We start from the raw sequence: 13,605 nt of genomic DNA, 5'->3' as shown, positions 1-13,605 counted from the left end.
ATTTCACTAAGTCGCATAGCAATCGGAGAGCTTGATGTCGAAATCCAACTTTGAGTTTTTAAAGGGTGTGAATGATTTTCTGTTTGCCATAGCGCGGGCGGCTGAAAAGAACTACCCAGATGACCCAAATACGACGCTGGTGAAATTGCGTCAGTTTGGTGAAGCAACGGCTAAGCATTTAGCTAAATTGCTCGATATTGAAGAAGCCTTGGCAAAAGCTGCCAAGAAAGCTGAAGCAGCCAAAAAACGCGCCGCTAAGAAAGCTGCCGAGAACTCTTAATTACTAATTATCAAGCACGCTTTTATGGCGTGCTTTTTTGTGGGGACAGACAATGGATGTTAATGATAAACAATTGTTGTGGGATAGCTTTTTAGAGCGTTGGCCCAGAGAAAGCTTGGACGAAATGTCTCTAGAGCAATACATTTCCGTCAACGATATCGATACGTTTACATATTGGATCGAGACCAAGACACGATCGTTAGGTTCTATCAAGGGAAATACATCGGCAAAGTTTGGTATCTATAAGCGCCAAGGAGAAGGTAAGCAACAGAGTGGCATTGAGCACGGTGAGATTTATACATGGCGTTCTCGTTATGGCAATGATGAGGAGAGTGTTTTTGCTTATGTTAAGAATTTAATTGTTCGGATTGCCAAGGCTGCTTATGAGGGCGATCTGCAAACCATCTACGATTTTGACTTTTCACCTTTAGTGAAATGGAAAATAGCGTTTCTTTATCAAAACCAAGACGACCCCAAGATAATAAATACATTCTCAGGACCCATGCTTGAGCTCCTTACCGACAGCCCCAAAAGTGCGTCATACCCAGGCATGTATAACAAGTTGATCGCACAGAAACCCGCGCAGCAAAGCTTACTGGCGTATGGGGATGCTTGTATAGAGCGATATGAACAGCTAAAAGGGGAACTAGAGGAAGAATCTAAGGAAAAAGGAGACGCCTCCTTTGCTATTCGTGAGAGCAGAAGTGTTGGTTCACCTACTTTAGGTTCAAATAAAATCCTGTATGGCCCACCTGGTACAGGCAAGACCTACAACACAATATGCGAAGCAGTTGCTATTGCTGAGCCAGAGCTTTACCAAAGCCTTGGAGTTAGTGAGACAACAGGGCCCACACCAGAACAGTATATACAGCTCAAGGATACATTTTCTAAGCTCACTTCCAATAGAAGGGTTCGTTTCGTTACCTTCCATCAAAACTATGGCTATGAAGAGTTTGTGGAAGGCTTGAAGGCGGAAATTAATGAAAATGACCAAGTTGAATACCATGTCCGCCCAGGTATCTTTAAGCAAATCTGTGATGATGCATCTACTACTGGTAAGACCCCTTCCTCTTTACTGAATACAAACCCTAGAATTTGGAAGCTGTCTATCGATGGGACAGGCCCAAGTAAAACTCGAGAATATTGTTTCAAGAACCAGCTAGGGGCAATTGGTTGGGGATATACGGGAGATATGTCACTTGAAGAGAGAGAGCCAGAGCAAGAGGCATATTTTGAGGGGCTAGGAACTAATGCGAAATCCTCAATAACTGAATTTTCAAGTCGCATGGCCAAGGGTGACATAGTCGTTTGTGTCAAAGGACAATGGTCGATACAAGCAATCGGTGTGGTTGACGGTGAATATGAATATCGAGAGGGCGGCATTTTAGATAAAGAGGATTTCTGTCATACAATCCCAGTGAAATGGTTACGCACTGGGTTAGATGCGGAGTTATATTCGCTCAATAACAATACACGATTAACGTTGAAAACGTGTTATGAGCTTACTAGGTTCAACTCTTCAGAATTATTTAAACATTTGGCTCGTCAGGATGTTGAAGTCTCTACGCACAACCAGAGTGCAGAAGATACGAAGCATAACTTTGTTCTTATTATTGATGAGATTAACCGAGGTAATATTTCTAAGGTATTTGGCGAGCTTATTACCTTAATTGAGCCATCTAAGAGAGCAGGTAATGATGAGAGTCTAGAGCTGATATTGCCGTATTCTGGTAAACCCTTTTCGGTTCCTAATAACCTTCACATCATCGGAACTATGAACACCGCAGATCGCTCTCTCGCTATGATGGATACAGCGTTACGTCGTCGTTTCGATTTCAAAGAGATGATGCCTAATACGAAGCTACTGAGTGGTAAATACGCTGGTGATGTAGACCTTGAGGCGCTGTTAAATGCACTAAATCAACGTATCGAAATCTTGTATGACCGTGAGCATACCTTAGGTCATGCCTTCTTTATCAATATTAAAACCTTTGAACAGCTTGTTTCAGTTTTCCAAAACAAGATTATTCCACTGCTAGAAGAATACTTCTTTGAAGACTGGGACAAGATTCGTCTAGTTCTAGCTGATAACCAGAAAGAAGCTGGCTTGCAGTTTGTCAGCAAGCAAGAGCAGTCAAATGAACAGTTGAAGAACCTATTTGGTAATAACCATCAGCTTGACCGATTTGGTGAGGCCATCACTAAATATACCCTAGCGGGAGAAGGTGAAGGCGTTTGGACAAACCCTCAAGCTTATATTGGCATCTATAAAGGCGCGAAAACTGCAACTGATGATAAGCAAGAATCTGAGGCGGAATCAGCAGGAGTTGATTCATAGGTATGCACACCACGGTTTTTGAGTATGGGTATTTAACACATTCGAAAGAAGCTACCAGTATAGGAGCTTCACGAATCTCTACCCGAGCTTTTGACTACCTAAAAGAGGTGAGTCTAAGCGCAGATGAAAGTGATTTGTGTAAATGCCTTAGCCTGACCAAACGCCTTGGTGTTGAGCTGATACAGGTAAAAAACTATGTAGGTGTATTGTTTACTCCCACAGGTGAGCATATTGAAGTATTGCCTAAAGTAGGACGTAAAGCCGAAGATGAGAACCAAGCGATAGAGAACTCAAGGCAAATGCTTCTCATGATGTTGCTTCATCTTGGCTCTTTTCGATACGTCAGTGCAAACCAAGCCAGTGTTGCCAATAAAAAGATGCCTCTGCTAGAGGTGTTTATCCATCAGTTTTTACAATCGGTAAATCAACTGATTAAACGCGGTCTTAAAAGTGACTATGTTGCTGAGCAAGATAATCTGAACTTTCAAAAAGGCAAATTACTGGTCGGTAAACAGCTCAAACACAACTTGGTTAACAAGCATAAGTTTTATGTTGAATACGATGAGTATTTAATTAATCGCCCTGCCAACAGACTTATTGCAACAGCACTGCAAAAAGTCGCCAAATACACCCGATTACCCTCTAATCAAAAGCTACTGCGAGAAATGCAGTTTGCCTTTATGGACGTACCTTCTTCAAAGTCCGTAGCGCAGGATATTAATGCGGTTCGATTAGACAGGAGCATGAGCGACTATCACGCGCCGTTAGATTGGGCAAAGCTCATCCTTGCGGGCTTTTCCCCCTTAAGCATGAAAGGCGAATCCAGTGCACTCTCTTTGCTGTTTCCTATGGAGGCCGTGTTTGAAAGTTATGTTGCTTCAATTCTGCGCAAACAGCTCGAAGGTAAAGCGGAACTATTAACACAGGCTAGGTCAAAGTACCTGGTGACCCATAATGACCAAAACAAATTCCAACTCAAACCAGACTTACTCATAAGGCAGTCTGGAGGTGATGCCATAGTGCTAGATACCAAGTGGAAGCTACTGGATACGTCAGAGCACAATTACGGTATCTCACAATCTGATATGTATCAGATGTTCGCCTACGGACATAAGTATCTCGGGGGTAAGGGAGATCTCTACTTGATCTACCCAAGCCATGACGGGTTCCGGGAGCCGATAGTGCATCACTTTGATTTTAAGAATGAACTTAGGCTTTGGGTTGTACCTTTTGATACGTCACTAACAGAAAAAAGTCGGCTGGTTCTTAATCACAAACACGGCCTTTATAAGCTTATAAATTAATACGGCTGAAAGGTTAGTTGTATGTTTGTGATTAAAAAATAATTAAAAATAACAAGGTTTAGTATGGCTACGTTTAGACAAGTAATTTTTAGCGTTTGGAGTTCTCGTGGACTTAAAGCTCCTGATGGTTCACCTTTGTACAGTTACAAGCTAAGTGATGATGAGTTAACATCCCTGCAAAAGAGCCTGATTGATAGTCTCAAGAGCAAAAATTTGAGTGGCTATGTGCCAAGCAGTATGAGTTCTGATTGGGCTGGTGCGTTTGTACTTTATGCTTCGGAGTGGTGGCGTAAAGAGTTTTCAGGTGGGATTTGGAGTTGGGACCCAATATTTGAATCATTGGGGTTAACGGGGCAGGAAATCACGGCTGGTCAGCGAAACCGCTTGATTGCTGGTGGTTTTCGATTTTGGCGTCGCCCGATACTCACTAATGCGCAGGGCAATATGTATCTCGGTACTGTCGCAGTAGAGGGTGGATTGCCTTTGAAGCTGGTCTCTAACCCAGATAACAAACTCGCTCATTACTTTGAGCAGGTTATTCAAGATTTTGGCAAGTACTCACTGTCTAAGCCAAATTCGGTGGAGATAGCTCGCGCGCACGACCACAATATTGCGGCGTCATTTCGAAACGACACCGTTTATACCATAGTCGGGAAAATCTCTGAGGCATTGGTTGAATTAGCCGAGCGCTATGGTTTAGATGAGCAAAAAGATCCTGTCCGCTATCTCGATGCAGTTGCTCCCAACTGGCTTGATACTTTGCCAATAAATATCGATCAAAAGATCGCAAGGGGATTGCTTGAAAGAGCCCTAGGCAAAGCAATTACTATTCAACGTCGTCTGCCTAATACCATACGTTTAGTTAGAAGTCTCAATAAAGTATTCGATCATCATGCTTATAATCGTGACGATTCTGCCGAGTCTCAGTATCAATGGGCATTGCGCTCTGAGCTCACCTTACGCCCGCGAGTAAACGCTGAGTACATTCAACAGCTATTCGCTATGCATTCAATGCCAGATCGCTTCAGTCTGTTTGCTGTGGGTAAAAAGCCATTATTAATTGCCAAAGCCTTCCTACCGCAGAACCGTAAAGAGCGTTTCTTGGTCGATATCATAGATACAGTGTTGCCGGACGACTGGTTCAACGAAGAAGTTCAGCTGATGGCAAAAGACGATCAAGGCAATACATGGTTTGCGCCGCTTGTTGGTGGCAGTGAGCTGGATATACACGAGCCATGGGTCTTTACTGACAAAGACAATAGCTACCAGCTTCAAGGCAGCGGTGATGTTACCTTGGAAGAGCGTTCAGCCTTGGTTATTCTCGATGCAACAGCGCAGCTGCCGCTTGAAAGCGATATATTGGGAGAGATCGCTCGAAGTAGTCTGGTCGTCGTTTCTTTAAACAGTGTTGGGCAACATACATTTGGAAGCTATTGTGTAGAGCTTGGCGGTGTGGGTTCTCAGAAAATAGAATATGTTTGGAGTGGTGAGGCATTGCCTTATCAAACTAGCCCAGCGAAGTGCTTTGTTGGTAAACCTGAACTTGTGTGTTTAACCTCAGAAGGGCACAAAACTCGGGTTTCCGATGCGCAGCTAAGGTGGCATGACAAAAGTAAGCAACAGTGGATGCCACTGGCCACTATGCCTTATGGGCAAAGCGAAACCGCTTATGTAGTGAATGGCAAACCTAAAAAGCGTTTTAGGTTGTCTGCTTTACCTGAAGATTTTGATATTGAGATAAAGCCAGGAAGCAATATCCACAAGGGAGATATAGTGATTTCGAGTTCGCGCTTGCCAGTTGTTGCTGTAAGTAGCGAGCATTCAGCTACCATACATTCTCAAGCGTCCCCTTCTAGCAATGCCATTACTTTAGAACTGTTTTGTCCAGAGCAACCACCTGCATTCATCACGATTGAACTGTGGTGGGTCGATAGGGCTAGGTCTATTTCTATGGTAGTGCCTTTCCCAAGCCGCGGAGTATGCCTATTAGAGGGCCAGGATCAGTTTGTTGATGCGCATAGTGATTTATTGATAGATAGATTAAATAGCTATGAACTCTACGGTTTTGGCTTAGAGGGTGAAATTGAGATGATGTTTGTGCTGCAAGCTAGTGATATTCGTGGCAAGTTTGCAAACAGTGCTTTTTTCTCTTCGGTGTTGCCATCTATCGATGCGCTAGCAAGTGGATTAGCCCTAGCTTCTTATCGAGACAATATTCAGGCACTGTTCGCACTATCCGAGAAGTTGGATGCTAAGGTGAAGTTTAGTGTGCTTCATCATGGTACAGAGCTCTTCACCTGTAATTTGGCTGCCTACACTGACTCGTTATTACCTAATCGAGAAGAAGCAACTATTGAATTTGGCACTGAGACTTCCTCTCATCAATCTGTTGAGCTTCTTACAGTTCCTCTTGATAAGCCGGATCAAACACCATTGGAGCTTGTAGAAATCAGTGATTCTGCATCATCTAGTTTACGAGTGTGGAAGATGCCAGATGAAGAATTGCAACCCGGGGCTTGGCTCGTATTCAATAAGGACTTAAGTCAAGGCATCAGGCCTGTTATGTGGAGTAAAGACCTAGAATTATTGCCGGAGGCTCAGAATGGATTTGAAGAAGCATCTGGATATGGAAAGCGCTGGGATCGTTTGAGCGCATTTTCAAAAGTGGCCAGTGATATTGCATACGACTTTACGCGTAAAGAATGGAAATACGTTCGCACCTTGCTTGCCTTTGATGCGGTTCCTCTAACCACTTTTGATTTATGGCGTGGTGCTATCAAGCAGAATGAGTTTGTATTTGCTATGTTGCTAAATGCGAACAAAAATGAAATTGATCGTGTCTGGCAGATTGATAGGCAATTCCCATTTGTTTGGTATGCCTTGAGTATTTCTGATGCCGTTAAAGTTTGTTCTGCATACCACCAAAATCTGCTTGATAAGCTCGGAGATGACATGGCCGATGTTGCACAAACTAGGTTATTCAAGAAGCTAAGAGAGCTGGTGTCTTACTTTCCTGGGTTTGCGCCTTTGAGTGATTTGCTACTGTCAAAATTTGATGACAAGCAAAACAAGCCGTCGTTAGCGCCTGCAGCTTATAGCCAGCATATTTTTGATTTGAGAAATGAGCTTTCGCAACGTCAAGTGGATTCTCAATGGCCTAAATTCTCTGCTGAAGGCATCCTGGCGAGTGTCATTCATAAAGTTAACCCAGAGTGGAAGAAAGTTTGCTTCACAGATAAGCACAGCTTTAAGAACACAATAATGAACGCTCCTGTATTACTTGCATTGTCTACCTGCGGGCAGGCCCAGCTAAGAATGAACCCCGAGATAGTACACGCACTTCGCGAGTATAGAAGATTCGACGAAATCTACTTTGACCAAGCATTTGCCCTGACGCAGAAAATGATTATCGGTTTGATCAACGCCTAACTTGAATCAAAACCGAAATAGCCGAATAAAAAGACAGAGAAAACAATGGAATATTTTGAATCGATAATTGATCAGCTAACTAAGCGAGCATCTCGCGCGACACTTGGACAGTTTGGCCTTCGCTCTAAACCTTTAAGGGATTTCCTTTGGCAGAAATATTCTACATCGCCAGGAATTGATGGCTCTTTTCTCGGAGACCCTGTTTTTGAAGCAACGTTTGGCTGGAAACCTTTTGAACAGTCAATGAACTCTCTGGCAGGTGGCCTTTTGGAAGAAAAGGTTGTGCATGCTATGGCGAATCCCCCGAAAGAACTAGAGGAAGATTATCGATTTGATTCCAGCTGGTTTCCTTATGAGCATCAGCATAAAGCTTGGGCTCATTTAACAGATGAAAAGCCTTGCTCGGTCATAGTGAGTAGTGGCACAGGTTCGGGTAAAACAGAGTGTTTCCTTGTTCCAATCTTAAATGACATTACTCGTCGAAGAAGCGGAGCAGAAGGGGTGGAAGCACTGTTTCTGTATCCACTTAATGCTTTGATTAATAGCCAGAGAGACCGACTTGCAGCTTGGACTCACCAATTAGGCTCTGATGTTAAGTTTTGTCTTTATAACGGTGAAACCAAAGAGCAGGTACCAGCGCAGCTGCAAAAAGAACAGCCGAATCAACAACTTTCTCGTAAAGGTCTGAGGGAGAGTCCTGCACAGATCTTGGTGACCAACTCGACCATGCTGGAATATATGCTTGTGCGTCAAAAAGATGAGCCGATTCTGAATAAGTCGAAGGGTAAATTGAGATGGATAGTTCTCGATGAGGCCCATACTTACATCGGCTCTCAAGCAGCTGAGCTTTCTTTGTTACTTAGACGTGTGATGCATGGATTTGGTGTTAAGTCTGAGCAGGTTCGCTTTGTTGCAACCTCAGCAACAATCGGTGGTAAAGACTCGGACAATGAGCTTAGGGCCTTTCTGGCGGACGTTGCAGGTGTTGATATTTCTCAAGTTCATCTAGTGAAGGGTGAGAGAGAAATCAAAGAATTGGTTGAAGCTGATCAAAATCTTCCGATGGATATTGAAACAGTAAAACGAGAAAGCGATATGGCGAAGCGATATGAAATGCTTGAAGCCATGACGCCGTTGCGAGTGCTGAGACAACATCTTTGTTCTGAAGACAACCGTCTAACCTTGAGCGAGATTTGTAAAGTGCTCTCGGCAACCGAGGAGCCAATTGAGGCACGCTTAGCTCTTCAATGGATGGATGTTTGTGCTTCAACGATTGGCCCAGATGGGCAAGCCTTCATTCCGTTTCGTTTACACCTATTTCATCGAGTTGCTGGTGGCCTTTGGGCATGTTCAAACTCTGAATGTAAGGCCAAGCAGGGTACGCCATTGGAAGCTCTCGATTGGCGTTTCGGCATGGTTTATATGTCTAGGCGAGAAACGTGTGATTGTGGTTCACCTGTCTTTGATATGGTGAGCTGTAATGGATGTGGAACCAGTTTGTTACTTGCTGATGAAGCGACCAACTTGGAGACGGGTGATAGCCGTTTGTATCTTGCTAAGCCTGAGTCCAATGTCGATGATTTTACTCTGGATTTAGAGCCTACAGAAGCTGAGATTCATGAGGAAGATGAAGATACTGAGGATGAACATACTAGCCGCTGTTTACTCGCAGAGAGTAACTTTGAGGAAACAGGAGAGCATTGGTTACAGAATGACGGCGTTTTGTCGACAAAAAGAAGTGATAAAGGGTTCGTTGTGCATCGCGTTGAAGGCTACGCAAAGTCAGGCGGTAGTGGATTGGCACTGAGATGCCCGTGTTGTCAGCACACTAAGATTCAAAATTTTGAGTTTTATCGCCACTTCCGTAATGGTGCACCATTTATGCTCTCAACAGTGCTGCCTACACTTCTTGAATTTTGTGAGGATGGTAAAAAAGAGCAGGCAAAAGGACCATGGAATGGTCGACGCATGATTACGTTTACCGACAGTCGACAGGGTACAGCAAGGTTTTCCGCAAAATCTCAGCAGGATGCAGAGAGGCAGTTTTTACGTTCTGCGTTGTTTCATCTTGTGGTGGATCGAACCTTGAAAAGTGGAACGCTCTCACCTGAGCAAGAAGCCAATCTAAAAAAATACCGTGCACGCTTAGCCATGTTTCAAGAAGACGGCGATGACGACATGGTTGAGATCATGGAAGATAAGATCGCAGAACTTAGCCAAGTTGGTGATATCTCCATTCCTTGGAAAGAGGTTGAGCAAGAGCTTGTTAAGGAAAAAGAGCTGCTTTACTGGATTAAAGATTCCTACAGCCGATTCGACGACAAAATGATCATGGTGCAAGACCCTTTGTTGCTCGCACGCCTTTTATTACTTCGAGAGTTTAATAGTCGACCAAAAAGACAAAACACCCTAGAGACTCTTGGTTTGATAAGAATGGAATACCCAAATATCAAAGACAAAGGGAACACAGCTCCTGTTGATTGGACAAGCTTATTCAATTCTGTTGATGAAGGGCAGGCAAAATGGGTGGACTTTCTTACCTTATGCCTGAATTTTCATGTAAGAGCGGTTAAAGCTATTTCACTGAGTGAAGAGCAGCAGCGCTGGATTGGAGCTAAGTTCAGCGCCGGCCTATTGATAGCACCAAATAGCGATAATCCGCATCGAAATGTAATGTCGTGGCCACAAGTAAGAAAAGGTGCAGTGCAACCTAGGTTGGTAAGACTGTTGGCAACAGCATTCCAATTAGATATTTCAGATGTTGCAACCAAAAACCGCATTAATGCAATCCTTACTGAGGCTTGGAAGGTTCTTCAGCGTCATGTGCTGACAGCTAGTGGTGATGGTGTCAGGCTAGAGTTGGAACAACAAGTTAGCTTTAGCCTTTATGATAAAAAGTGGCAGTGCCCTCATACGCAAAAGATGATCGACACGCCCCTTCAAAAAATTACTCCCTTCTTGAGTGCCCGAGGAGTTAGAGAAGAGCAAATTTGTAGAGAGCTAGAAACACCTACTTATGAGTTCCCTTATGGAAGGCGCGTTGAAGATGGTACCGATGTTTCCCTGTCGGAGGTTAGAGCGTGGCAAGAGCAAGAATCGATACTTGAACTGCGGAGAGAGAATGCTTGGTCAGACATCTCAGATCGAATTGTAGAACGTACGCCCTATTTCAGGGTTGCTGAGCACTCAGCGCAATTACCAGCTCGTTTGTTAAGGGACTACGAGGACAAATTTAAGAAAGGCCAGATCAACGTTTTGAGTTGTTCTACCACAATGGAAATGGGTGTAGATATCGGTGGTATCTCCGTTGTTGCTATGAACAACGCCCCACCTAACCCAGCGAATTATCTTCAGCGTGCTGGTCGTGCTGGACGTCGTGGAGAGACAAAATCTGTAGCCTTAACTCTTTGCAAAAATACGCCTCATGGAGAATACATCTTCGAACAAACACGATGGGCTTTTGATACACCGATATTAGTTCCGAATGTGTCGCTTTCTAGTGAATATATCGTGCGACGCCACATCAATGCACTTTTGATGTCAGTATTTTTGCGTCACACCGATAGTGAAAACTCTTTGCGTTTGAGCTCTGGTAACTTCTTTTTGTCTCTTCATGAAAGCACGGCATCGCAGGCTGATCGTTTTATTGATTGGTGTAAAACCGAAGCCTTGGCAGAAGTTGAGGGTGGCCTAAAAATGTTAGTAGCGAGAACGATTTTAAATTCGATACCAATGCATCAACTTGTATCGCAGTCCGCTTTGCAGCTAAAAGAGATCTCGACCGACTGGTTGAGTGAGCACAATCTACTTAAGAAACAAAGTGAAGCAGTCAAAGACGGCAGCGGTGGAATATCTATTGCTCAAGCCGCAGTAGAAACCCAAATTCAGAGACTAGAGGGTGAATTTTTGCTTTCTGAATTGGCAAGAAAGGGCTTTTTACCTGGTTATGGATTCCCAACTGATGTCGTCGCTCTTAATAACGATAATATTGAATCGATAAATCGAAGAAAACGAGCTATCCAGGCCCTAAAAGAAAGCAAAGCATCGGCTAATCAACAATTTGAACATCGTATCGATAATCTTCACAGTGCTCGAGACTACCCATCAAGGGATCTGTCTGTTGCGATTAGAGATTATGCTCCAGGTGCGGAGGTTGTGCTTGATGGACAGGTCTATAAATCAAGTGGGGTACTCTTAAACTGGCACAGCCCAGCATCAGCAGATCAAGTTAAAGAGATCCAGGCTTTATTATGGGCTTGGCGTTGCGGGCATTGCGGCGCGAGTGGTATTTCAAGAGCTATGCCTGAAAACTGCAAGCACTGCAGTGAAGAACTTGATCCTAAACATTTTCATCGCTTCATAGAGCCTGGCAGTTTTGCTATCGATATTCGAAACAAGCCTCACAACGATATTTCGAAGCTAGTACATGTTCCAGTGAATGACCCATGGATTACGGTAGAGGGAAGTGAATGGAATGAGGTAAGCTCGAACCCTAGTGCAGTGTTTAGGGATAGTCATGATGGCCACATATATTACCATAGCGCCGGTTTGTCTGAAGAGGGGTATGCGCTTTGCCTAGAGTGTGGCCGTATGGAGTCTATGTCTGGTAAAGACGGCCAAACTCCTCATGATGTCTTGGCAAATCATACTCGATTGCGAGGCGGTAAAGGCCAATTGAATCGAGAAAGTGAACGTACTTGCGAGGGAAATCTAAAGGACTTTGCGATAAAGGGACCAATATTCTTAGGGCATAGCACCCATTCTGATGTATTCGAATTAGTACTGTTTAATGCTGATGGCAGTCCCCTAAATGACAGACGCACGGCTCGTTCTATTGCTGTACTACTTCGAAATGAACTAGCAGATAAATTGGGAATAAAGAATGATGAGATGGGCTGTTTGACCAAGCCTATTAATTACAAAGAGAATCCTGCTCAAGCTATCGTGATTTATGACTCAGCGTCTGGAGGTGCCGGATTTTCAATAAAGGCTTCAGAGTTTTTAGTAGAACTACTACAAAAAGTAAAATCCAAGGCTATTGGTTGTAGTTGCGATAAAGCATGTCATCGATGCTTAGTGGACTATTCATCCCAACATGCATTGGACCAATTGAATCGCCATAAAGTCGTGGAGTTTCTGAGCATAGACTTCTTCAATCGCATGGCTCTACCCGATGGGCTTCATTTATTTGAATGGCAAAACCGTCGAGAGCTTAGGCCGCTTACTACTGCGATAGAGCAAGTTTCTGCCCATAAAGAAACTGGAAGCCTATATCTTCACCTCTCCCTAAATCAAATCGATAGTATCGATGACTGGTCTCTGTTAACGCCTTTGTACGATTGGGCTCGAGAAACGTCGGTATCGCTGGTCGTTGAATGTGATGTTAGTCATCAATTTACGACTTCTGCGTTAGTGACACTGTCTTGGCTGGCAAATCATCCGAACATCAGTTTAAAGCGTAAAGATCCAAGTGATAAAAAGTTCACACTGCTTGCTGAGGTTGATGATGGTGGTGAGTTTTCTACATGTTGGGGTTGCCCTACAGATGACACTAAACAGTTAATTACTGGCATAAATAGCTCTCAACAATATCAAGAGTTGAATGTTGAAATTGACTCTAGCAGAAAGGATATAGGAAAAGCTTTTATTAATGATGAATTGAATGTTGAGGTGAATACTTTTGGTAGCCTTTTCTGGACACATGTCTTTAAAGCGTCAGGGCTGTTGCTCGACAAAATGCAGAATAATAAGGTAGTAGAGGTCATTTACAGTGACAGGTATTTGAGCTCACCTTTGCCTTTTTCCCTGTGTCTCAACACAGTAGGAGCTTTAATAGGGCATTACAAAGGTAGTAAAGCCAAAATAGTCACCTCTATTCTGCAAGATAGTCGATATGAGCCAGTAAGTGTGCAAGATAACTGGCAATATGAAAGTGACAGAGCCTCGCTTGTAGACGCTTGTATTAAGCATACTAAATTAGATATTGAGTTTCTCTCGATTCCAAAAAACAAAATGCCGCACGCCAGAACACTTAAACTTGTACTTAGCGATGGTAGCCAGGTTTCAATCTGGCTAGATCAAGGCTTTGGCTATTGGTGGGTTGATACTCGAGACTACAAGAATGACTTTCCACATCACAAAGATGAAGCTGAACAAGTTCAAGCTATTGTGGATGGAAAGTGGCAAGTACATTCTGGTAGAGCGTCAACGCCAGTATTTTTTTCGTTAGATTAGTCAAAAAGTCTTGGCGAAGA

Annotated in this window: 5 protein-coding genes; all 5 read left to right on the top strand. The window is 43.5% G+C overall.

Features of this window, described 5'->3' with window-relative positions; translation table 11 throughout:
* Nucleotides 1–34: 34 nt before the first annotated feature.
* Entirely contained in the window at nt 35–280 is a 246-nt protein-coding gene (locus tag A6E01_RS07895; RefSeq protein WP_065210012.1) for a hypothetical protein, read from the top strand.
* Nucleotides 281–332: 52 nt separating this feature from the next.
* Entirely contained in the window at nt 333–2,618 is a 2,286-nt protein-coding gene (locus A6E01_RS07890) for an AAA family ATPase (protein WP_065210011.1), read from the top strand.
* Nucleotides 2,619–2,620: 2 nt separating this feature from the next.
* Nucleotides 2,621–3,922: an McrC family protein gene (locus A6E01_RS07885; RefSeq protein ID WP_065210010.1), complete on the top strand. Its 1,302-nt coding sequence runs from the start codon at nt 2,621–2,623 to the stop codon at nt 3,920–3,922.
* Between the two features lie 63 nt (nt 3,923–3,985).
* Entirely contained in the window at nt 3,986–7,351 is a 3,366-nt protein-coding gene (locus tag A6E01_RS07880) for an STY4851/ECs_5259 family protein (RefSeq protein WP_065210009.1), read from the top strand.
* A gap of 45 nt (nt 7,352–7,396) precedes the next feature.
* Complete coding sequence (locus A6E01_RS07875; RefSeq protein ID WP_065210008.1) at nt 7,397–13,585, top strand: DEAD/DEAH box helicase; 6,189 nt, start codon at nt 7,397–7,399, stop codon at nt 13,583–13,585.
* Nucleotides 13,586–13,605 lie beyond the last annotated feature (20 nt).

Source organism: Vibrio breoganii, from assembly GCF_001677275.1.
In the GTDB taxonomy this organism is placed as follows: Bacteria; Pseudomonadota; Gammaproteobacteria; order Enterobacterales; family Vibrionaceae; genus Vibrio; species Vibrio breoganii.
The sequence above is the reverse complement of the archived record's forward strand: the minus strand, read 5'-3'. Positions and strand labels throughout refer to the sequence as shown.